Raw genomic sequence first — 22,334 nt, forward strand, 5'->3', positions numbered from 1 at the left:
CTCGAAATCGTGCGACCCGCATACTAGGCCGATTACCCGAGGCAAGAATACCTCGAATTCCGGAAATTCCAAGACGGAGCCGCTGCTTTGCAATCCAGTGGTCACCTGGTGACCGGACGCACAATTGGGAACAGTATCGTTTCTCGGATTCCCAAACCCGTCAACGCCATCAACAACCGATCGATTCCCATACCCGTTCCGGTCGTCGGCGGCATGCCGTGCTCCATCGCGGCGAGGAAGTCCTCGTCCAGCACCATCGCCTCGTCGTCGCCCTGCGCGGCCAACCTGGCCTGGTCGACGAACCGCTCCCGCTGGATCACCGGGTCGACCAACTCCGAATAGCCCGTGGCCAACTCGAAGCCGCGCACATAGAGGTCCCACTTCTCCGTGACGCCGGCGGTGCTGCGATGCTGCCTGGTCAACGGGGATGTCTCCACCGGGAAGTCGCGCACGAAAGTCGGTGCGTACAGCTTGTCACCATACTGGTGTTCCCAAAGTTCCTCGACGAGTTTCCCGTGACCGTAGCCCTTGCCCTCCGGAATTTCCAGACCGACCCGATCCGCGAGCGCGCGCAATTCGGCGACCGATGTTTCCGGAGTGACCTGCACACCCAGCGCATCGGACAGCGACGGGTACATCTCGACGGTGGCCCACTCGCCACGGAGATCGTATTCGGTGCCGTCGGCCAGGGTCACCACCTGCGTGCCGAACGCCTCCTGCGCCACTTCCTGCACCAATTCCCGGGTCATCACCGCCGAGTCGTCATAGGTGCCGTAAGCCTGGTACGTCTCCAGCATCGCGAACTCGGGGGAATGCGTGGAGTCCGCCCCCTCGTTGCGGAAGTTCCGGTTGATCTCGAAGACCCGCTCCAAGCCGCCGACCACGCAGCGCTTCAGGAACAACTCGGGCGCGATGCGCAGGAAGAGGTCCATGTCGAGGGCATTGGAATGGGTGACGAACGGCCGGGCCGCGGCGCCGCCGTGCAGCGTCTGCAGCATCGGCGTCTCCACCTCGAGAAAGCCCCTGCGCTCGAGCGCGTTGCGCAGCGCGCGCACCACGGCGATGCGGGTACGGGCCATCTCCCTGGCCTCAGGGCGCACGATCAAGTCGACATAACGCTGCCGGACCCGCGACTCCTCGTTCATCTCCTTGTGCGCCACCGGCAGCGGCCGCAGGGCCTTCGCCGCCATGAACCAGGAATCGGCCATGACGCTCAGTTCCCCGGTTCGCGAAGAGATGACCTCACCGTGCACGAAAACGAAGTCACCGAGGTCGACGTCCGCCTTCCAGGCGGCAAGCGCGTCCGCGCCGACCCCGTTCAGACTGATCATCGCCTGCAGCTTGGTGCCGTCGCCTTCCTGCAGTGTCGCGAAACACAACTTGCCGGTATTACGCAGGAATATGACGCGCCCGGCGACGCCCACCTCTTGTCCGGTGGAGGTGTCGGCGGCCAGGTCCGGATATGCGGCCCGAATTTCCGCCAGGGTATGCGTACGCGGCACGACGACGGGATACGCCTCGCCACCGGCCGCGAGCAGCCGCTCCCGCTTCTCCCGGCGAATCCGTATCTGCTCCGGGGCATCGTCGGCGGCGGGCGCCACAGCGGGCCGCGAATCCGATGTCGATGCGGTCGAAGAGGCAGAGTTCGGGGTGCTCACATCGAACAACCCTAGCGTGCACCGGAAATCGTTTTGCGCGCCGCCCGGACTCCGACCCGGAGTAACGAAACGGTATCGCTGCGGCGCACCGCCCGGGACGTCCCGGTCCACGTCCCGGAGACGCGAAATAGCCGGTGCGCATCATAGTGTGTGCGAAAACACCTGCGCGCCCGGCTATTTCGAGATGGAAGTGTTGGCGGAGAAATTACAGCGAGGCGAGCGCCTCGGCCTCACGCACGAAGTGCGACGCCCCGACGGCGACGTTCAACAGCCCGGCCGCCTTCAACGCCTGGTAACCGCCCACCAGATCGGTCGCCCGGTGCAGCCCGAGTTGCTGCAGGGCGGCGGCGGCCAAGCTGGAGGTATAGCCCTCGGAGCAGACCACGATCCATTCCACGTCGTGATCAGCGGCCAGCGCCAAGCGGGCCGAACTGGTGGGGTCCAGCCGCCATTCCAGGACATTGCGCTCGATCACCAAGGCGCCGGGCAAGGTGCCCTCGCGTCCGCGTTGCGCCTGCGGCCGGATATCCACCAGAATGGCGCCCCGCTCGATGGCTTCCGGCAATTCGAAGGCATAGATCCGGTCGAGTTGCGCCCGTGCGTTCTCGAGCATCTGATCGATGGTCAAACGGGTCATCACATGTCACCTTCGGGCTGGTCGGTGAGGACGGTTCGGGTGCGCCGCAGGGTGCCGTGGCCGGTCACCTCGTAATACGACATGGCGGTGAGCGGCGGGGAATAGGCGTGCACGCTGAGCGTCGGATCGAGCGGGCCCGCGGATTCGACGGCGCCGGGCACGTCGGCGGGCGCCCGCATGACGTCGTGCACCCAGCCGATCGGGAACGAGGCCTGGTCACCCGCCGCGAGCGTGCGGCAACGCAATTCCGTCCCGTTCCAGCGGTATTCGGATAACGCGCCGCTGAGCACGGTGAGCGCGCCGAGCGACCCGGCATGGTCGTGCAGCTCGGTCGACTTGCCCGGCGTCCAGCTGATCAACCAGACGTCGACCTCGTCGTCGGAGAGCAGCCTGGTCGCCCAGCGCTCGTCGTGCGGCCATGTCCCGTCAGCTGGAAGCAGGTGGTCATAGCGACCGGCGAGCACGTCCTCGGCGCCCTCGTCGGTCAGCCGCAGCAGATCGGCCGGGCGCAGCCGAGTGGGCAGAGCGGGTGCCACCGAGCGTTCCGCCGGCGGAGTAGCCGACAGCGCCGTACGCGCGGAAGAAAGGGAAAGAACAGAAGAACGCATGAGCGAATCTCCAGGAGGAAGGTAACGGTCGAGGGCAGGAACTCAGCCTCGATCGGTCGAGGCACGTCAGCCTCGACAACACTCCTGGGTGCTCACGAAGAAAGTCACGAGAGGGAGTTTAACAGCATGCGACGCGGTGTCGACAAGTCCCTGGCCTGCGACGAATCCAACACCGCGCATATCAGACATTTCCCTTGCGCCGCTGGTTGCGTTCGTATACGAGCCGCAGGCCGGTCAACGTGAGATGCGGATCGTGGTCGTCGATCGTTTCCGATTCCGGGACGATCAGCGGCGCGGTCGCGCCGGTCGCCACCACCGCCACATCGTCGCCGGCAAAGGCGTCGAACTCGTCGCGAATCCGATCGATCAGGCCGTCGACCAGTCCGGCGAAACCGAACACCGCGCCGGACTGCATGCATTCCATGCTGTTCTTCCCCAGCACCGACCGCGGCCTGGTCAACTCCGCCCGCCGCAGCGCACTGCGTTCTACCAGGGCTTCCGTGGCGATCTCCACACCGGGTGCGATGATCCCGCCGAGAAACTCGCCCTTCTTCGACACCAGATCGACGCAGATCGCCGTTCCGAAATCGACGACGATCGCGGGCCCGGAATACCGCTGGTAGGCGGCCAGGCAATTGACGATGCGGTCGGCGCCGACTTCTTTCGGATTGTCCACCAGCAGCGGAATCCCGGTGCGCACACCGGGTTCCACCAACACGTGCGGAACATGAGCCCAGTATTGGCCGAGCATGCCGCGCAGTTCGCGCAGCACGGGCGGCACCGTCGAAAGCGCCGAGACGCCGATCACCTCGTCCAGTTGCGCGCCGACCAACCCGCGCACCTGCATGGCGAATTCGTCGGCGGTCAGCAACGGATTGGTGTGGATACGCCAGTGGCGCACCAGTTTCGAATGCTCTCCGGAACCGGAGAACAAGCCGAGTTCGATACTCGTATTGCGGACATCGATGGTCAGCAACATGTCCGGTCGCCGCTGTTCAGACGAACGACAGCGAGCGCGGCGAGGTCAGGCCCGAGCCCTCCGGTGCGTGCGCCGGGTCCGAACCGAGCTCGACCGGGCGGTTGCGCTCGTCGACGAATACGACCTTGGGGTCGTATTCCTTCAGCTCCTGCTCGTTCAGCTGGCCGTAGGCGATCAGGATGACGAGGTCGCCGGGATGCACCAGGTGGGCCGCGGCGCCGTTGATCCCGATCACCCCCGAACCCCGCTCACCGGCGATCACGTAGGTCTCCAGGCGGGCGCCGTTGTCGATGTCGACGATGCAGACCTGCTCGCCTTCCAGCAGATCGGCGGCGTCGAGCAGGTCCTGGTCCACGGTGACCGAACCGACGTAGTGCAGGTCGGCGTGCGTCACGGTGGCACGGTGGATCTTCGACTTCATCATGGTGCGCAGCATTGCGTCGACCTTTCTAGTTCGCGGGAGGAAGCGGGGCGGGATTCGACACCGCCGGAACGGACCGGGGGTCCACGGCGGGCCGCGAACCGGAGACGTTGGGATGGCCGTCGATCGGAGCGCCGAGCGTGACGGCGATGTTGTCGATGAGCCGGGTAGTGCCCACCCTGGCCGCGATCAGCAACCTGGCGTTGCCCGCGCCCGGGGCGGGGCCCAGGGTGGCCGAGCGCAATTCCAGGTAGTCGACGTCCACGCCGGGCACGGCGTCGAGCACCTGACGGGCGGCCGCGAGCACCGCGTCGCCGCCGAGTCCGCCCGCGTGCTTGCCCGCCGACAGGGCGGCCGACAAGGCGAGCGCCGATTCGCGCTGCACGGGGTCGAGATAACGGTTCCGTGAGGACATGGCCAGGCCGTCGGCCTCACGGATGGTGACCACCGGCGTGATCTTCACGTCGAAGTTCAGATCGCGGACCATCTGCCGGATCAACGTGAGCTGCTGGTAGTCCTTCTCGCCGAAGAACGCCTCGGTCGGCCGCGCGATCTGCAGGAGCTTGGCGACCACGGTGAGCATGCCCGCGAAATGGGTCGGGCGGCTCGCCCCTTCCAGCTCCGCGCCGAGCGGGCCTGGCTGCACCGTGGTCCGCGGGCCGTCCGGATACATGTCGGACGCGCTGGGCGCGAACACCAGCTCGACACCCTCCGCGCGCAACAATTCGACGTCGGCGTCCAGCGTGCGTGGGTACTTGTCCAGGTCTTCGTTCGCCCCGAACTGCAACGGGTTGACGAAGATCGAGACGATGACCACCTGGTTGGTCCGCTTGGCCAGCCGCACGATCTCCAGGTGGCCCTCGTGCAGCGCACCCATGGTCGGCACCAGCGCGACGGTACGGCCGACGCCGCGCAGCGCGGCGGACACCGCGCCGAGCACGGCGGGATCGTGGTGGACGGTCAGCGCACCGGGCCGGTAGGCGCCGCGCAGTTTCGGGTCCAACATCAGCGTCCTTCCAGCAGTTCGATGACGGCGGGGGCGGTGCCCGCGCGTTCCGCCGTGCGCAGCGACAGCGCGCGATACGCCTCGGCCAGCCTGGCGTCGACCGACGCCAGCGCGGTCAGATGCGCGGCCACCGCGTCCGCGTCACCACGGGCGACCGGGCCGGTCAGCGCGGACTGGCCGCGCCGCAACGCGTTGTCCAGCGCCGCCGATGCCAGGGGCGCGAGCAGACGCTCGGCCAGGCCGTTGGGCTGCTCGTCCACCAGCTGCTGGCCCATCAGGCCGGGGCCGGCCAGGGCGGCGCGCAACGCGGCCACCGCGTCGACGATCACCGTGACCAGGTGATTGCTGCCGTGCGCGAGCGCGGCGTGGTACAGCGGCCGGTTCTCCTCCGGCACCCGCACCGGCTCGCCGCCCATCTCGATCACCAGCGACTGCGCGATGGCGTAGCCGACCTCATCGGCGGCGGTGATGCCGAAGCACGCGTTGCCGAGGCGGTTCACGTCCTCGTCGTGTCCGGTGAAGGTCATGGCCGGGTGGATGGCCAGCGGAAGCGCGCCGATCTCGGCCAGGGGCGCGAGTACGCCGACGCCGTTCGCGCCGGACGTGTGCGCGACGATGGTGCCGGGACGGACGACTTCCGCGCCGGCCAGACCGCGAACCAGGCCGGGAAGCTCGGCGTCGGGCACGGCCAGCAACAGCAGCTCGCTGCGGGCGGCCACCTGTTCGATCGGCAGGATCTCCGAATCGGGCAGCCGGGTCCTGGCACGCCGCACCGACGCGTCGGAGATCGCGCAGACGCCGAACACGACGTGTCCGGCGCGCTCGAGTGCGACGCCCAATGCCGAGCCCACGCGTCCCGCCGAGACGATTCCCACCGTCAGGCGTGCGGGCGCGGGGTCGTAGCCCGAATCAGCGTTGTCGGAATTCACGCTTCTCGAGGTCAACGTTGTCCTCTCGATGTCGTTCCAGTCCCGCCATGCGGGTACCGGACGGTACGCCAAGAGGATATCTACAGGTGCTTCGCCGCCGCCACGGGGTGCCCGCGTGATCTAGGCCGCAGTGCCGGGCCGGGCCCCGGCTCCACTCACCGGCGGTCCCGCTCCTCCGATTGCAGGTTGGCCATGATCTCCGCGACCGAGAGACGACGCGACGGCGTCTCGTCGTCGCTTTCCGCCCGGCGGCGCCTGCGCGCGCTCGGCGTGCCCATGGCGGGCGCTGAGGCCGACCGAGAGGCCGGTTCCGGCGTCGGCTGGGGCCGTGCGGCGGGCTGGGTGGGTGGCTCGTCCAGCGGCTCCTCGTCCACCGTCTCGGTGAAGGCGTCGGCCCAGCCGCGCGGCTCGGCGTAGCGCGCCCGCTCCGCGTCGGCCTGGTCGGCGTCGTCGAGGGAGACGACGGCGGTCTCCGCGGTGACCGGATCATCGAAGGGGCTGGCGAAGACCGGTGGCTCGGGATGGTCGGGCTCGAAGATCGGCGTCATACTGCTACGCGGTTGCTGGTCGGCGAACATCGACCACATCCCGGCATTCGCGGAGCTATTGTTCCCCGATTCCGTGCCGGAGCTGGTCAGCTCCTGGATCCTGGTCGCGTCGGCGCGCAACGCGGGGCGATCCATCGGCAGATCGCCGTCGAACAGCCGCTGCAGGCTCTGCCGCAGCACGGTGAGCTCCGCGCGCAAGGCCGCGAGTTCGGTCGCGTCGGCGCCCACCTCCTCGCGGACCCGCGCCTCCACACCGAGCTCGAACTCGCGGCGCGCGGTGACCTCACGCTCCAGCTGCAACGCGTAGACGGTTTGCAGATCGCGGACCTTCGCCTTGTCGATCGTCGCCTCTTTGCGGTACTTCGTCGCAGCAAGAGCCCCGATCGCCGCGGCCCACAGGGCCGCGACCAGACCTACCCGTACGAACTCGACACTGTTGCTGAAGATCAGGAAAACACTGGCAACCAGACCGAGCACGATCAGGACGCCGACGAATAATTTTCCCGCCTCGTCCCGCCGTCCACGGGAAGTGCTGCTACGGGAGGGTGAAACCATGCCAGCCAGGGTAGCCAATTGCTTCGGCCACGCCCAGATTCCGGTTTTGTGATTAAGTTCGTGAAACTAGCTATGTAGTTGCCGCATCGTCGGTGGGATCCTCCGGCGCCCGGCAGCAGTACTCCAGCCAGAGGGCCGCAGCAACCAAAGCGAAGCCCGCCAGCATCCCGACGATCGCGCCGGGGCTGTCGGCCGCGGCCGCGCGCAAGGTGCCGCGCTGCGGGAGGACCCAGCACAGGAATCCGAGCCAGATACCCGCGGCGATCGAACCGACCTGCGCCGACGCCTTGGCCAACGCGACGGCGCGGGCCGCCGTGATCGGATGCAACTGGTGACGTCCATCGCCGATCTGGTGGTCGTTGACCCGCGCCCGGATGACGAAAGCGAGCACCGCTTCGATCGCGGCCACCGGATACAGCGAGGCGCCCGCGAAGATCGAGATCGGCGGGAAGCTGTCATAGGCCACCCGGGTGGCGATCCACGCGACGATCGCGGCGATCAGCACGTTCGCCACGAGGTCGAGTATGCGAGTCGGCTTCAGTTTCACGACGGCGCGCCCGTCAGCGAGAACTCGGTGCGACGCACCCCGGCGCGTTCGTCCGGATCGAGCCCGGCCAGCAGATCCGCGACAGCGTGCGGCACGCCGTCGACCTCGAGCACCGCGTCCGGCATCACGTCCAGCCACGGCGCCAGCACGAAGGCGCGCCGATGCGCCTGCGGGTGCGGCAGGATGAGATCCGGGTCGGCGCTACGGCACGCGACCGGCTCGCCGCCGCGCAGTTCGGCGCACCACACCACGTCCACGTCGAGTGTGCGTGCGCCCCAGCGCACTTCACGCACCCGTCCCGAGGCCTGCTCCAGCTCCTGCCCGCGACGCAGCCAGTCGGCGCAGCCGAAGGCCGGATCCTCTACCAGCACAGCGGCATTGAGATAGTCGCCCTGCGGGACACCACCCCAGGGCGCGGTCGAATACACGGCGGAGACCGCCAGCACGCGATGGCCGAACCCGTCCAGGACGCTGCGCAGATGCGCGAGCCGATCACCCAGATTCGAACCGATGGACAGCACGGCACGGGTCATCGGCGCACCTCCGCGGCGCCCGGCACGGTGAAAAACACCGCGCCGCAGTTCCGCTCGCTCATCCGACGGGCTCCCCCCGGTGACGCGAGGTGATCACCCGCACATCGGCGAACGTGTGCGGGATCGGCGCGGACGGCTTGTGCAACACCACCTCGACCGACCGTATCCGCGGATCGGTCATGACATCGTCGGCGATCTCCGCGACCACCGTCTCGATGAGATTGCGCGGCGGACCCTGGACGATGCGCACCGCGCGTTCGGCCAACGCGCCGTAGTCCACGGTGGCTGCCAGGTCGTCGGACGCCGCGGCCACGTCGAAGTCCACCCATACCGTCAGGTCGACCAGGAACTCCTGGCCGTCGCGGCGCTCGTGCTCGAACACGCCGTGGTGCCCGTAGGCGCGCAGGCCGCGCAACTCGATGCGGTCGGCGCCGCGCCGGATCGCCGAATCACCCGGCGGTGCTTCGTCTTCGGCGTGGATCGGGGACCGGCTCATCGTCGAGCTCCTTGCGCACTGGATCGGGCGGTGTCGTGCTGTTCGGCGCGCTGCCGTGCGGCATTCTGCCACGCGTCGGTGACCGTGATGGCGTCCAGCGAGGCGCGCACGTCGTGCACCCGCACACCCCACGCGCCGTGCACCGCGGCCAGTGCCGAGATGGTCGCGGTGGCCGTCTCCCTGCCGTCCGGTGGACGCGGCCCCGCCTCGTCGGCGAGCAGGGAGCCGAGAAAACGCTTGCGAGACGCCCCGATCAGGACCGGGAGCCCCTGCGCGACCAATTCCGGCAGCGCGCCGAGCAGAGCCCAGTTGTGTTCGGCGTTCTTCGCGAAGCCCAAGCCGGGGTCGAGAATCAGCCGGGACGACTCCACGCCCGCGGCGACGGCCGAGTCCACCTGCGCGGTCAACTCGGCGAGCACCTCCGCGACCACGTCGTCGTAGTGGTCCGCCGGTCCGGTGTGCCGGTAGTCGGCGCCCGCCCGCCAGTGCATGAGGATCCACGGGACCCGCGCGGAGGCGACCACGCGCACCATGTCGGCATCGGCGCGGCCGCCGGAGACGTCGTTCACCACCGACACCCCGGCTTCGATCGCGGCTTCGGCGACGGCGGCGCGCATGGTGTCCACGCTGGTCGGCACACCCGCCGCGACCAGTCCGCGGATGACCGGTGTCACCCGTGCGGTCTCGGTCGCCGCGTCGACGCGGACCGCGCCCGGCCTGGTCGACTCGCCGCCGACGTCGATGACGTCCGCGCCCGCGGCGTGCAGCCGAACGCCGTGCGCGATGGCCAGCTCGGGATCGAGGTATCGCCCGCCGTCGGAGAACGAATCGCTGGTGACGTTCACCACACCCATCACCACACAGGAGCGCCCGTCGCGGGCGGCGAGGCTCTCGAAGCGCCTCGGTTCGGACACCGCGGGCCCGCTCACTTCCGCAGGATCAGATCGAGCGCCTCGGCGCGCGAGGCGGCGTTGGACTGCAGCAGTCCACGCACCGCGGAGGTGGTCGTGCTCGCGCCCGGCTTGCGGATGCCGCGCATCGCCATGCAGAGGTGCTCGGCCTCGACCACGACGATCGCTCCCCTCGGGTCCAGCTTGCGCATCACCGCGTCGGCGATCTGGCTGGTCAGCCGCTCCTGCACCTGCGGGCGCTTGGCGTACAGGTCGACCAGGCGGGCGAGTTTGGACAGGCCGGTGACCCGGCCGTGCGGACCGGGGATGTACCCGACATGGGCGACACCGTGGAAGGACACCAAGTGGTGCTCACAGGTGGAGTACATCGGAATGTCCCTGACCAGTACGAGTTCCTGATGGCCCTCGTCGAACGTGGTGTTGAGCACCGAATCCGGTTCCACATAGAGCCCGGCGAACGTCTCCCGGTAGGCCCGCGCGACCCGGGCGGGCGTGTCGAGCAGGCCGGGCCGGTCCGGGTCCTCACCGACGGCGATCAGCAACTCCCGTACCGCCGCTTCGGCTCGCGCCTGATCGAACGACCTGCCCGTTTCCAGTGCCACGAGGCCCGGCTCCGACAGGCCGATGTCGATGCCGTTGTGCTCCGCACTGTCCAGTTCGGCGACGGTGTGACCACCGCCATACTCGTTGGCCGACAATCGAGGACACCTCCAAACTCCCCGGGCGCCGGCAATCTCTCGGCACCCCAGATGGTCGAGCCTAATCGTCACAGGTCAGTGACGACCGTTCGGTCCATCCCAATCACCGTCGCCCTCGCCGTTCGGATTCGTCCGGCGCGGCTCGTCGTAACCGCCGTGGTCGCCGTACCCGTCCCTGTCATAGCCGCCTTCGGGCGAACCCTGCGGACCCCACGGCTGATAGCCGTGCCGCGGCTGCTGCGGGTCGCCCCAGCCGGGCTGACCCTGCTGCGGCTCGTCGCGCGGCGGCCAGCCGGGAGCGGACCAGCCCGCCGGAGCGCCGTAGTCCGGCCGCGAACCGTGCGTGCCCTGGCGCGGATAGGCCGGAGCGGGCGCCTGCGGCAGCGGGTAGCCGGGCGCGGACGGGCGGGGGTACTGCGGCGGAGCGCCGTAACCGCTCTCATGCGGCGGATACCCGTTGGCGGGCTGCGGCTCGCGCTGCGCGGACGCGGCCACCGGCTTCACCACCGGCTCCGGCGGCCACGACTCGCCGCGCTCGGCGGCCAGCTCGCCCGGGGTCTTCACCGGCGGCTTGTCCGAGGGGACGCGCTCGCCGAAATCGTTGAACGCGGTGATCCGCGGGCGCTTCTGCACGGAGGCGAGGATCTGCTCGAGATCCTTGCGGTGCAGCGTCTCCCGCTCCAACAGCGCGGTGGCCAGGTCGTCGAGCACGTCGCGGTACTCGTTCAGGATCGCCCACGCCTCGGTGTGCGCGGCCTCGATCAGGTTGCGCACCTCCACGTCGATCGCGCCCGCCACCTCGTGCGAATACTCCGAACCCATGCCCATCGAGCGGCCGAGGAACGGGTCGCCCTGCTCCTGGCCGTAGCGGACCGCGCCGAGCCGGGCGCTCATGCCGTACTCGGTGACCATCGCCCGGGCGATCTTGGTTGCCTGGTCGATATCGGAGGACGCGCCGGTGGTCGGCTCGTGGAACACCAGTTCCTCGGCCGCGCGGCCGCCCATCGCCATGACCAGGCGGGCGATCATCTCCGAGCGGGTCATCAGGCCCTTGTCGTCCTCGGGCACCGTCATGGCGTGGCCGCCGGTGCGACCGCGCGCCAGGATGGTGACCTTGTAGACCGGCTCGATGTCCGGCATCGCCCAGGCGGCCAAGGTGTGGCCGCCCTCGTGATAGGCGGTGATCTTCTTCTCGTGCTCGCTGATGATCCGGCTCTTGCGGCGCGGGCCGCCGATCACGCGGTCGACCGACTCCTCCAGCGATTCGCCGGTGATCACCGCGCCGTGCTCGCGGGCGGTGAGCAGCGCGGCCTCGTTGATGACGTTGGCGAGGTCCGCGCCGGACATGCCGACGGTGCGCTTGGCCAGGCCGTCCAGATCGGCATCCGGGGAGATCGGCTTGCCCTGCGAGTGCACCCGCAGGATGGCGCGGCGACCGGCGAGGTCCGGATTGCCGACCGGGATCTGCCGGTCGAAGCGGCCGGGACGCAGCAGCGCCGGGTCGAGGATGTCGGGGCGGTTGGTGGCGGCGATCAGGATGATGCCGGTGCGGTCGCCGAAGCCGTCCATCTCCACCAGCAGCTGGTTGAGGGTCTGCTCGCGCTCGTCGTGACCGCCGCCGAGGCCAGCGCCGCGCTGGCGGCCGACCGCGTCGATCTCGTCGACGAAGATGATGCAGGGGCTGTTCTGCTTGGCCTGCTCGAACAGGTCGCGCACGCGGGAGGCGCCGACGCCGACGAACATCTCCACGAAGTCCGAACCGGAGATGGTGAAGAACGGCACGCCTGCCTCGCCCGCGACGGCACGGGCCAGCAGGGTCTTACCGGTGCCGGGCGGACCGTAGAGCAGGACGCCCTTGGGGATCTTGGCGCCGAGGGCCTGGTAGCGGACCGGGTTCTGCAGGAAGTCCTTGATCTCGTAGAGTTCCTCGACCGCCTCGTCGGCTCCGGCCACGTCGGCGAACGTGGTCTTGGGCATGTCCTTGGACAGCTGCTTGGCCTTCGACTTGCCGAAGCCCATCATGCCGCCGCGGCCGCCGCCCTGCATGCGGGCCATCACGAAGATGAACAGGCCGAGCAGGATGACCATCGGCAGCACGAACAGCAGGATCTGGGTGAACCAGCTCTCCTGCTTGACCACGGTGTTGTACGGGGCGCCGGAGTTCTTCACGGCCGAGAAGATCTGGGCGGAGGTCTCGCTACCGCCCGGATACTTCGCGATGATCTTGTTCTGTCCGCCGGTGGCGTCGTTGCCGTCCTTCAGCTCGATGCGCAGCTGCTGCTCGCGATCATCGATCTGGACGTTCTGGACGTTGCTCTTGTTCTCGAGCTGGCTCAGGGCAACCGATGTATCGACGCTCTTCCAGCCCCGCGTGTCGTTGCCGAAGTAGCTGAACGCATAGATCACGAGCAAGATGCCCGAGACTATGGCCAGGGTGCGAAACACTGTCTTGCGGTTCATAGAGCGTCGGCCGGGGCGGCCAGTCCTTTCCGGTGTCTCCGGTTCTTGCCTAGCGATGCGTCTGGCGCGTCCGGTTCCGCAGGGGTTCGGATGCGGACAAGCCACGTTACCGCGTACGGTCTACTCGATACATCGCGTAGTTCGGCTGCAGGTGCAGTTAAAGAGGTAAACGGCCGGGGATCGACGGTGGTTCCCGATGTCTCCGGTTCGGCTTCCTCCAAGTGGCAACAATCATGGCATGTTCGGCCTATCGTGAGCGACGACACAACATCGCGGCGCGAGCGACGGGCACGTAGGCGGTAGCTCGCACACCACGAAAGGCCCCGGGAGCGCCGCAGACCAGACACGAGCGCAGGGGGTATGGACATAGTCGAGTTACGAACACCCACAGCGATACTGCGTCACGGCCGCGGCAGGTTGATCGTCTTGCGGCCCGGGTCCGACGGCGAGCGCGTGCTCGATGTCCCGGTCTCCGACCTGCTGAAGGTCCGGCTGAACCGGCGCGCGGACGACGCGGTGGTGATCGAGATCTATCTGCGCTACCCGACGCCCGTGCTCACCGGCGTCCCCGCGGACCGCACGCCACTTCCGGTGATCATCGCCGAGCACGACGTTCCCGCGGCCACCGAAATCGTCGACCGCATCAACGCGCACATCCTCGCCACCCAGCGCATCGACGTGGCGGCGCCGGACCTGCGCCCGCCTCCCCCCACCTGGGGACGTGGCGGCCCCACCCGCGCGGACGTGGAACGGGCGACGCGCAGGATGTCGCCGCGCCGTGAGGCGAAGCATGCGATAGCGGCTCTGCATCGTTACGTGACGCCGGACGAGTACGTCCTGGAGACCGCCGTCGCGGTCGCGCACCCTCCGGCGGGCAGCGGCTCCGGCCTGCTCGCCGCCACGACGACGCGGCTGCTGTTCATCGCGATCGGCGACAGCCGGTACGCGTACGAACTCCCGATTCCCGTGGTCGTATGGGCTCGCGTGACCGATACCCCCACCGCGGGGCGCGGCGAGATCGGCCCTGGACGCGGCGCGACCGGCGCCGAGGTACACGACGGCAGCCGCACGCTGCAATTCGCGGGCGTCGACCGCGCCGACACCGATCGGGTCATCTGCGCGGTGAACTTCGCGGTACGCCGGGAGTCCGCCGACGGCGCCGCTGGTCCCGCGGATCCCGGTGTGGCGCAGTTGTATTCGGAGTGGGAACTGCTGGTCGAGCGACACTCCCTCGGCATGGTCGACGACGCGCAGTTCCAACGTTACGGCCGCGGAATCCTGCGTTCACTCCCCGACGGGAGCTGAGTTCAGCGCGATCCGCCGCCACGGGCTGGTCGGACGCAGCCACAGCCGCAGCAGCTCCTTGCGGCGGTCGACGCCGCCGTTCTTCAGCTCGGCCAAGTCCTCGCAGGCCTGCCAATAGGTCCAGCCGGTGAGGTAGGCGTCGCCGAACTGGCGCCAGTTGCGGTACTTGCTCTGGGCCAGCGGCAGGGCGCGCGCCAGATAACTCCAGGCCACGTCGGCGTCGAGGTACCCGGCCGTGTAGGCCATCCTGGCCACCGCGACGACCCTGGCCAGATCCCAGGCGTGGATGTCACCCGGCAGCGGCCGGGCCAGATGGTCGGTGAATCCGATCTTGATCGCCTGCGACCAGATGTCGTAGTCGCGGACCAGCGCCTCGGGATTGTCCATCCCCCGGAACGCTCCGACCTGCCGCAGGAACGCCCGGTGCCGGTCGGCGCGCTCACCGAAGCGATCGCGCTCACTGGCGTTGATCGAGGCCGTCACCAGCGGGTGCACCAGCGCGTAGAGCGGGGCGTGCATGCCGTCGAGCAACTGCTCCATCGACGCCTGCGCCTCGGTGCCATCGGTGATGCCCCACGCGCCGGTGAGTGTGTCGATGGCCAGTTCACGCCGGTCACCGAGCGGATGCGCGCGCTCCGGCCCGAGCAGCAGCGCGTCGTGGAAGGCGTCCCAGCGCGCGGAGTAGAAGGCGCCGAGGGCCAGCGCCCGCAGTTCGTCGTCGGATACCGCGGCGCCGGACCAGTGGTCTTCCTCCCGCTCGTCCAGCTCCGCGTACGGAAAGGTCGTCAAGGTGGGTACGCCGCGCGAAGACATGCCCCGATTGTTCCCCATCCCGCGCGGGGTACGCGCGGGATTCGCGGATGGCCACCTTTGTCGGTCGCGACGCCGGACCGCGGGCGTGTCCGCCGGGCGAATCGATTTCGGACTCGGTTGGTTCTTGCGCTGACGCATGTCGTGATCTGGGGCTAGTGTGCTCGCATGTGTAGAAACATCACCGTCCTGCGTGGTCTGGAGCCTGCCGCAACCGAGCAGGAAATCTATGCCGCCGCACTGCAGTACGTGCGCAAGGTCGGTGGCGTGTCCGGCCTGAGCTCGACCACCAAACCGGCCGTCGACAAGGCCGTCGCGGCCATCGCAAACGCGACCACCACCTTGCTCGCCGAGTTACCCGACCGCAGGGTGGCCCCGACCACCGAACCGCCGCTGCGCCGGATCGCCGCACGGGAGGCCGCGGCGGGAGAGTAGACAAGGCGGCCGGTTCAGGGCAGTGCGTCGGCGCCGTAGACGGCGACGCACACCAGCGCGATCTCCAGCGGCAGACCGCGTTCTTCGATCGGATATCCCAAAAGCTGTTCGATCCGCTGCACGCGGTAGCGGACCGTGTTCTTGTGTACGCCGAGCACCTTCGCGGTGGCCTCCGGGCTGCGTTGGCTGCGCAGATAGGCGTGCAGCGTCTCGCGCAGCCGTGCGGCGTTCCCGTCGCGCGCCGCCAGCGCGCCCAGTTCCCGCTCGACCAGTCCTCGCATGGCCGCTTCGTCCGCACCGGCCAGATAGGCGATCTCCACCGTTCGATACCCGGTGACGCGCCGCCCGCCCGCGGGTGCGCGCTCCGCGACCTGCCGCGCGGCGACCGCTTCGCGATGACTGCGACGGAAACCGGCGATCCCCGCGGCGGGCACACCGAACGCCACCCGTACCGGCGCATCGACCTGCGCCGCGGTGAGCCGCTCCGCTTCGCCCGGCACCGCGAGTTCGGCGCCGTGTTCCCCGTCGTCCGATCCGGCCCACGCCCACATCGCGCTGGCGCCGGATGGAACGGTGAGCAGCCGCGCGCTGCCCAGCGCCGCGGCCAGCCGCGCCGCGACCCGATCCAGCAGTCCGGTCGCCTCCGCCTCCGCGCCTGCGGGTTCTCCGGTCGGCTCGTCGGTCCACAGCACGAAGGCCAGGTGCCGCTGGGAGAGCCGGTAGCCGAGCCGCACCGATGCCTGATCGACGTCCACGTGCTCGCCGTCCAGCAGCGCTCGGACGGTCTCGGCGCGACGGTTGAAGGCGGCGCGCAGCACCTGCTCGCGCTCCTCCATGTAGGTGTCGGTGAGCAACTCGACCGACGTGCTGATCCACTTGGTGGCCCGCTCGAACAGCCGCAGCAGCACCATGCGTTCGAGTTCCGGCGTCGCCCGCCGCTGCTCGACGACCTCGGTCATGTAGTCCAGCACCGCCTCCATGCCCACGTGATAGACCCGCAGCAGCAACCGCAGCTCGAAACCACGCCTGGCCACGCTGCGCGCGAACGCGTGCGCCTCCTCCGGGAGCGAGAACTCGAAGGTATCGCTGGCCAGGCGGCTGAGCACGATCCTGGCGTGCGCCCTGGTGCTGGCCGCGAGGTCGCGGCGCATATCGCGATCGGCTAGTTCGGGGATGCGCGCGATGATCACGTCGTCGAGCCGGGTGACGATGCGTTCGAGCACTTCGGCGCGCGTCGTCTCGTAGACGTACTCCGCGAGCCAGTCGCGCACTTCGTCGGGTGCGGGGCTCGGCCTGGCCGCGGCGCCCGGCGAAGGCCCAACGGTCATCGCCCTCTCCTCCGGCTCGGCGGATACCGAACCACCGCTTGTCTCACGGACACAAAATCACCCGTTTTCCTTGATGATCTGGGCCAAGAAAGTCTGTTCGGATTGTGTCACGATCATAGTTCAGTGGCCTGCCTCACAGCAGTCAGCAGACCGCGGTTCAACACGACGTCAGTGGGAGAACAGCAGTGACCAACACCGAACCAGCGCCCGCGACCGAGAAGGCGCGGGCACGCGAAACGACCGCGAAGAAGGACGGTCCCGCCGTCATCGAAGTGCGCAATCCCGGCACGGGCGAGGTCGTCGGCACGGTGCCGGACGAGACCGCGGACGCGGTCGCGGCCAAGGTCCGCGAACTGCGGCTGTACCAGCCGGAGTGGGAGGCGATCGGCCCCGAAGGGCGCAAGGTCTGGCTGCTGAAGTTCCAGGACTGGTTGATCGACAACACCGACCGCCTTGCCGCCGTGCTGCAGTCGGAGACCGCCAAGCCCCGGGTGGACGCCCTGATCGATCCGGGTTTCGCGACCGATCTGATCGGCTACTACGCCCGCCGCGCGGCGAAGTTCCTCGCCGACGACCACCCGTCACCGCACAGCCCGCTGGCCCGCGTCAAACGCTTGACCACGGTCTACCGGCCCTATCCGGTGGTCGGCGTCATCACGCCGTGGAACTTCCCGCTGGCCATGCCGGTGATGGACGTGATCCCCGCGCTCGCGGCCGGGGCGGCCGTCATCCTCAAGCCCTCCGAGGTGACTCCGCTCTCCGCGATCGAACTGGCCAAAGGCTGGGCGGAGATCGGCGCGCCGCCGATCTTCGCGGTGGTCACCGGCGCGGGCGCGACCGGAGCGGCCGTGGTGGGCAACGCCGACTACATCCAGTTCACCGGTTCCACCGCGACCGGCCGCAAGATCGCCGCCGCGTGCGTGGAACGGATGGTGCCCTACAGCCTGGAACTCGGCGGCAAGGATCCGGCGATCGTCCTGGCCGACGCCGACCTGGATCGCGCCGCGCACGGCATCGCCTTCGGTGGCATGTTCAACTCCGGCCAGGTCTGCATCTCCGTGGAGCGGGTGTACGTCGAAGCGCCGGTGTACGACGAGTTCGTCGCCAAACTCACCGCCAATGTGCAGGCGCTACGCCAAGGCCTGGACGGACGCGAGTCGAAATACGACGTGGGAGCGCTGGCCAACGAGAATCAGGCGGCCATCGTGCAGCGCCACGTCGACGAGGCCGTCGCGGCAGGCGCCAAGGTGCTCACCGGGGGCAAGCGGGCCGGATTCGGCACCGCCTTCGAGCCGACCGTGCTGGTCGATGTCGACCACACCATGTCCTGCGTCACCGAGGAGACCTTCGGCCCGACGCTGCCGGTGATGAAGGTGGCCGACGAGTCCGAGGCGATCCGGCTGGCCAACGACTCGGTGTACGGCCTGTCGGCCTCGGTGTGGACCGGCGACAAAGAGCGGGGCGAACGGATCGCACGGCAGCTGAACGCGGGCGCGGTCAACATCAACGACGTCTTCGCCAACCTGTTCAGTTACGCCCTGCCCATGGGCGGCTGGGGGCTGTCCGGCGTCGGCGCCCGCTGGGGCGGCGCGAACGGCGTGCGCAAGTACTGCCGCCAGCAGGCGATCACCACGCCGATCCTGCCGACGCAGCAGAAGGAACTGTTCTGGTACCCGTACTCGATGCCGAAGCTGCTGTTCGCGCTCGGCGCCATGCGCGCGGCAGGCGCCCGCGGGCTGCGCCGCCTCGACCTTCCGGCCCTGCTGAAGCTCAAAGGGGGCGACAAGTGACCGAAGCAAAGCAGATCCGCGGCAAGGTCGTGGTGATCACCGGTGGGGCACGCGGCATCGGACTCGCCACCGCGACCGCGCTACAGGCTCTCGGCGCGCAGATCGCGATCGGCGATATCGACGAGACCACGGTCAAGGAGTCGGGCACGGCACGCGGTTTCGAGCTCTACGGCAAGCTCGACGTTACCGATCAGGAGTCGTTCGACGGCTTCCTCGACGAGGTAGAGCGGACCCTCGGCCCGATCGACGTGCTGATCAACAACGCGGGCATCATGCCGACCGGCAAGCTGGTGGACGAGCCGGACCCGCTGACCCGCCGGATCCTGGACATCAACGTCTACGGCGTGATCCTGGGCTGCAAGCTGGCGCTGCGCCGGATGCTGCCGCGCGGCGGCGGGCACATCATCAACATCGCCTCACTGGCCGGCGAGACCCATATCCCCGGCCTGGCCACCTACAACGCCAGCAAGCACGCGGTGCTCGGCTTCACCGACACGCTGCGGGAGGAGTACCGCGGCACCGGCGTGCGCTTCTCCTCGGTACTGCCCACGCTGACCAACACCGAGCTCGGATCCGGCGTCACCGCGCCCAAGCTGCTGCGCGCCGCGGAGCCGGAGGAGATCGCCGACGCCGTCGCGAAGCTGATCGTCGCGCCGAAGTCGAAGGTCAGGGTGACCGCGGTGGCCGGGTTCATCGCCCAGTTCGTCGGCCTGCTGCCGGAATCGCTCGGTGACGGCATCGGCCGCGCGCTCGGATCCGGCCGTGCCTTCCTCGACGACGTCGACGCCGAGAAGCGCAAGGCCTACGAGGAGCGCGCGCGCGGCGCGTGAGCGCGGCGGGAAAGCAGGGGCGCCGCGGCTGGGATTCGTCTCGGCCGCGGCGCCCCGTCGTGTTCGGGGGCACATCGGGAGCCCCACACACCGACGGCATTGTGAGGAAAATCACGCTCGCACTCGCTGAGATCGCGAAGCCGGTCAGCGGCAAATTCTCAGCCGATCCTCGGCGGCCACAAACGCGTCCACAATCCGCCACAAAGACTCCCAGTTCGCTCTCGTTCATGCTGGTCAACTGCCCAAATCGAAGAACCTGACGGTAAACGGCCACGGCATGCCGAAAATTCGCTATCCGCCTGGTGCGCAGCACCATCGCAGGCAATATGCTGTCCCTAACAAACCTGCCGACTGTTTCGGCGCCCGTATCCGAACTTTTCGGCCTGATAAGGCTGGAAATTCCGGACCGATTCTGATAGCAAGGGGCTATGGACCCGCATTTGCGCGACCTGCGGTATTTCGTCGCCGTCGCTGAGGAACTGCATTTCACCAACGCCGCCCAGCGGCTGCACATCGCTCAACCCACCCTGTCGCGTCAGATCCGGCAGCTGGAACGTCAGCTCGACGTGGTCCTGTTCGACCGCAACCAGCGCAGTGTCGCGTTGACCGTCGCGGGCAAGGAACTGCTCGAAGGCGCACGCAAGATCCTGGAGTTGTGGGAGGTCACCAACGTCTCGCTGCAGGAGGCGGGCGAGGTGTTGCGCGTCGGCATCCAATCCACACTCGGGCGCGGTCTGCTCAGCGATCTGGAGAGCGCGAGCGGACATCGTCTCGCACTGCACGCGGCTTCCTGGACCGATCCCTCCAGCGGCCTGGCGGGTCGGCAGGCCGATCTCGCTCTGGTCTGGCTGCCGTTGCCGGACCAGAGCCGCTACCGGTGGCAGGTGCTGCGCACCGAACCGCGCTGGGTGCTGCTTCCGGAAAACCACCCGCTGGCGATCTCGGAGACCATCGAATTCGCCGATCTGCTCGACGAACCGTTCGTCGCACTGCCCACCGAAGCCGGTGCGGTGCGCGATTTCTGGCTCGGCAACGACGGACGCGGCGGCCGTCCGCCGAAGATCGGCGCCGAAGCCGCGACCGCGGAGGACAAGCTGGAAGCCGTGAGCCTCGGCCTCGGCGTGTGCCTGCTCGCCGAGAACAACGTGCCGATGTACCGCTGGCCCGGGCTGACCGCGCGTCCCGTGTCGGGGTTGGCGCCGTGCGAGCTCGCCGTGGCCTGGCGGGCCGACGACAACCGGCCGACAATCCTGGAGTTCGCCGGACGAGCCGTCGATGGCGGGTTCGCGGCGCAGCAGTCGCCGGTCAGCGTCTGAACCGGCCCGGCGGGGTCTCGGGGGCGGTGCGCTGCCACGGACGGCGCGTCTCCAATTGCGCGGCCAGCCGTAGCAGGGTGGATTCGCTACCGGGTGGTCCCGCGAGCTGAGCGGCCACCGGCGTACCCGACCAGGAGTGCATGCCCATGGGAACGGAGGCGGCGGGCCAGCCGACCAGATTCCACAGCGGAGTGAAGGGTGCGAACCGCGCGCCGGCGAGCAGAGTGGCCGGACGATTGCGGAAGTGCCAGGCCCGCGCCGTCGGCGGCGGGGCGGCGAGCGTGGGAGTGATCACCACGTCGTAACGCTCGAAGAACTCCAGTAGTCGCGCCTCCACCCGGTCGATCTGGGCGGGACGCGCGAGCCTCAACCGATGCACTGTCCGGCCCAGAGCCACGCGGTGCCGGGCTCTCCGCGGTAGTCGGCCGGGTTGGAGTAGCGCGGGGGCCTCGCGGGCGCCGAGGGCCAGCCAGCGTAGCGAGGCCGCGAGCAGGGCGTTTCCGTACGGTAGCGCGGTCGGTTCCACCGAGTGGCCTGCCGCCGCGGCCACCGAGGCCGCCCTGCGCGCCGCGGCGGTCCAGCGGCGGTCGACGCGCAACAGGCGAGAAGGTGGATCCACCGCCAGCCCGATACGTAGTCGGCCGGGTGGATCCACCTCGGCTAGGTCCGGTCGCGCCGCCAGGACCGACAACGCCAGCGCGGCGTCGTCCACGCTTGTCGCGAGGACACCGTGCTCGACCAGGCTCGACCACGGGCCCGCAGCGGGGACCGTGTACTGCCCGGGCTTGATCCCGAAGATTCCACAGCACGCGGCCGCGACCCGCACCTCCCCCAGGCCGTCGCAGCAGTGCGCCACCGGCACCAGTCCGGCCGCGATCGCGGCTCCGGCCGCGCTACCCGCGTAGCGCGTGGGGTTCCACGGATTGCGGATGGCACGCTCGGTGCCCGCGCTGGTCACCCACCGACTCGGCTCGGGAGCCGCGACGAGGCCCATGACCACCGCTCCCGCGGCGCGCAGCCTGGCCACCACGGGGTGATCCGCGGCGGCCACCGGCCCCCACGGCATCGGCTCGCCCGCGAGGGGAACACCGTGCTCGACCACGACCGGGACACCGGCCAGGGGCAGCACGTCGAGGTCGTCGCGTTCCATCAGGCCGACCGACTCGGCCGTCGCCTGTTCGGCACGCAGGACGCTGAAGGCATGTCGTTTCCGGTCCGCCGCCGCGATCCGCGTCCCGGCATCCGCGGCCACTTGCCCGGGGTGCAGCAGGCCGTCTCGCACGCACGCCGCGATCGTCGCGGCCGGGCCGCGTTCGAGTGCGGTCTCGGCTTCCGGAGCGCCGTCGGGCCGCGCGTCTGCGACGGCTCCCAGCAGTCGGGCGGGCATCGGCTCGCCGGTCTTCGCGTTCGGAATGGCGGTGTGCGGAGCGGCGTTTCCCGCTGAGATCGAGCCGTCCGCCATGATTGCGGCCTCGTCGGACATGTGCTGGTCATCCCCCGTCGCGTCGTTGTCGAAATCGGGTGATCCACTGTC

22 protein-coding genes are annotated in these 22,334 nt (G+C 68.9%); 5 read left to right on the forward strand and 17 right to left on the reverse strand.

What is annotated here, in order from left to right; all coding sequences use genetic code 11:
* Positions 1-101: 101 nt before the first annotated feature.
* From lysS to ftsH, 14 genes are all read right to left on the reverse strand, one after another.
* Positions 102-1,601 (reverse strand): lysine--tRNA ligase, encoded by a 1,500-nt coding sequence (gene lysS, locus ABZW96_RS30175; protein ID WP_355079258.1) that lies wholly within the window; start codon positions 1,599-1,601, stop codon positions 102-104.
* Between the two features lie 262 nt (positions 1,602-1,863).
* On the reverse strand, positions 1,864-2,286 hold the full coding sequence (locus ABZW96_RS30180; protein ID WP_355079260.1) for a rhodanese-like domain-containing protein: 423 nt from the start codon (positions 2,284-2,286) through the stop codon (positions 1,864-1,866).
* A gap of 8 nt (positions 2,287-2,294) precedes the next feature.
* Positions 2,295-2,903, reverse strand: a complete 609-nt coding sequence (locus ABZW96_RS30185) for a cysteine dioxygenase family protein (RefSeq protein ID WP_355079140.1) — start codon at positions 2,901-2,903, stop codon at positions 2,295-2,297.
* Between the two features lie 181 nt (positions 2,904-3,084).
* On the reverse strand, positions 3,085-3,882 hold the full coding sequence (locus tag ABZW96_RS30190) for a type III pantothenate kinase (protein WP_355079142.1): 798 nt from the start codon (positions 3,880-3,882) through the stop codon (positions 3,085-3,087).
* 16 nt (positions 3,883-3,898) lie between these two features.
* Positions 3,899-4,318, reverse strand: coding sequence for an aspartate 1-decarboxylase (gene panD, locus ABZW96_RS30195; RefSeq protein WP_355079144.1), 420 nt, complete (start codon positions 4,316-4,318; stop codon positions 3,899-3,901).
* A 13-nt stretch (positions 4,319-4,331) separates the two neighbouring features.
* Positions 4,332-5,309, reverse strand: a complete 978-nt coding sequence (gene panC, locus ABZW96_RS30200) for a pantoate--beta-alanine ligase (protein ID WP_355079146.1) — start codon at positions 5,307-5,309, stop codon at positions 4,332-4,334.
* Positions 5,309-6,238: a DUF2520 domain-containing protein gene (locus ABZW96_RS30205; protein ID WP_355079148.1), complete on the reverse strand. Its 930-nt coding sequence runs from the start codon at positions 6,236-6,238 to the stop codon at positions 5,309-5,311. The genes panC and ABZW96_RS30205 overlap by 1 nt, the downstream gene beginning before the upstream one ends.
* 155 nt (positions 6,239-6,393) lie before the next feature.
* Positions 6,394-7,341, reverse strand: a complete 948-nt coding sequence (locus tag ABZW96_RS30210) for a DUF6779 domain-containing protein (RefSeq protein WP_355079150.1) — start codon at positions 7,339-7,341, stop codon at positions 6,394-6,396.
* A gap of 70 nt (positions 7,342-7,411) precedes the next feature.
* Complete coding sequence (locus tag ABZW96_RS30215; protein WP_355079262.1) at positions 7,412-7,882, reverse strand: DUF3180 domain-containing protein; 471 nt, start codon at positions 7,880-7,882, stop codon at positions 7,412-7,414.
* A 2-nt stretch (positions 7,883-7,884) separates the two neighbouring features.
* A complete protein-coding gene (gene folK / locus ABZW96_RS30220) occupies positions 7,885-8,421 on the reverse strand; it encodes a 2-amino-4-hydroxy-6-hydroxymethyldihydropteridine diphosphokinase (protein ID WP_355079152.1) in 537 nt (178 codons plus the stop codon).
* A gap of 58 nt (positions 8,422-8,479) precedes the next feature.
* Positions 8,480-8,917 (reverse strand): dihydroneopterin aldolase, encoded by a 438-nt coding sequence (gene folB, locus ABZW96_RS30225; protein ID WP_355079154.1) that lies wholly within the window; start codon positions 8,915-8,917, stop codon positions 8,480-8,482.
* Positions 8,914-9,771 carry a dihydropteroate synthase gene (folP, locus tag ABZW96_RS30230; RefSeq protein ID WP_355079264.1) on the reverse strand — a complete coding sequence of 286 codons (858 nt, stop codon included), beginning with the start codon at positions 9,769-9,771 and terminating at the stop codon, positions 8,914-8,916. The genes folB and folP overlap by 4 nt, the downstream gene beginning before the upstream one ends.
* Positions 9,772-9,842: 71 nt before the next feature.
* The gene (folE, locus tag ABZW96_RS30235) at positions 9,843-10,460 is read right to left on the reverse strand and encodes a GTP cyclohydrolase I FolE (protein ID WP_355079266.1); all 618 of its coding nucleotides are present in this window, start codon (positions 10,458-10,460) and stop codon (positions 9,843-9,845) included.
* Between the two features lie 141 nt (positions 10,461-10,601).
* Positions 10,602-12,986 (reverse strand): ATP-dependent zinc metalloprotease FtsH, encoded by a 2,385-nt coding sequence (gene ftsH / locus ABZW96_RS30240; RefSeq protein ID WP_355079156.1) that lies wholly within the window; start codon positions 12,984-12,986, stop codon positions 10,602-10,604.
* A gap of 426 nt (positions 12,987-13,412) precedes the next feature.
* Between ftsH and ABZW96_RS30245 the strand changes: the two genes are divergently transcribed.
* Positions 13,413-14,291: a hypothetical protein gene (locus ABZW96_RS30245; RefSeq protein ID WP_355079158.1), complete on the forward strand. Its 879-nt coding sequence runs from the start codon at positions 13,413-13,415 to the stop codon at positions 14,289-14,291.
* Here the strand turns inward: ABZW96_RS30245 and ABZW96_RS30250 are convergent.
* Entirely contained in the window at positions 14,271-15,104 is an 834-nt protein-coding gene (locus ABZW96_RS30250; protein ID WP_355079160.1) for a DUF1266 domain-containing protein, read from the reverse strand. The genes ABZW96_RS30245 and ABZW96_RS30250 overlap by 21 nt on opposite strands.
* A 165-nt stretch (positions 15,105-15,269) precedes the next feature.
* Here ABZW96_RS30250 and ABZW96_RS30255 point away from each other — a divergent pair, with 165 nt between their 5' ends.
* Positions 15,270-15,536, forward strand: a complete 267-nt coding sequence (locus ABZW96_RS30255; protein ID WP_067794607.1) for a DUF2277 domain-containing protein — start codon at positions 15,270-15,272, stop codon at positions 15,534-15,536.
* 14 nt (positions 15,537-15,550) lie between these two features.
* Here ABZW96_RS30255 and ABZW96_RS30260 read toward each other — a convergent pair whose 3' ends face one another.
* Positions 15,551-16,864 (reverse strand): helix-turn-helix domain-containing protein, encoded by a 1,314-nt coding sequence (locus ABZW96_RS30260; RefSeq protein WP_355079163.1) that lies wholly within the window; start codon positions 16,862-16,864, stop codon positions 15,551-15,553.
* Positions 16,865-17,049: 185 nt separating this feature from the next.
* On the opposite strand from ABZW96_RS30260, the gene ABZW96_RS30265 reads away from it, so the two are divergent.
* The 3 genes from ABZW96_RS30265 to ABZW96_RS30275 all read left to right on the forward strand — a co-directional run bounded on the left by ABZW96_RS30265 (position 17,050) and on the right by ABZW96_RS30275 (position 20,800).
* Entirely contained in the window at positions 17,050-18,654 is a 1,605-nt protein-coding gene (locus ABZW96_RS30265; RefSeq protein WP_355079165.1) for an aldehyde dehydrogenase family protein, read from the forward strand.
* The gene (locus ABZW96_RS30270; protein ID WP_355079167.1) at positions 18,651-19,484 is read left to right on the forward strand and encodes an SDR family oxidoreductase; all 834 of its coding nucleotides are present in this window, start codon (positions 18,651-18,653) and stop codon (positions 19,482-19,484) included. Before ABZW96_RS30265 ends, ABZW96_RS30270 begins: the two co-directional genes overlap by 4 nt.
* Before the next feature lie 428 nt (positions 19,485-19,912).
* Positions 19,913-20,800, forward strand: coding sequence for a LysR family transcriptional regulator (locus ABZW96_RS30275; protein ID WP_355079169.1), 888 nt, complete (start codon positions 19,913-19,915; stop codon positions 20,798-20,800).
* On the opposite strand, the gene ABZW96_RS30280 is transcribed toward ABZW96_RS30275, so the two are convergent.
* Complete coding sequence (locus ABZW96_RS30280; RefSeq protein WP_355079171.1) at positions 20,790-22,283, reverse strand: amidase family protein; 1,494 nt, start codon at positions 22,281-22,283, stop codon at positions 20,790-20,792. The two genes, ABZW96_RS30275 and ABZW96_RS30280, sit on opposite strands and share 11 nt — an antisense overlap.
* Between the last annotated feature and the right edge of the window lie 51 nt (positions 22,284-22,334).

Origin of the sequence: Nocardia sp. NPDC004168 (assembly GCF_040610355.1) — a bacterium.
GTDB lineage: Bacteria > Actinomycetota > Actinomycetes > Mycobacteriales > Mycobacteriaceae > Nocardia > Nocardia sichangensis.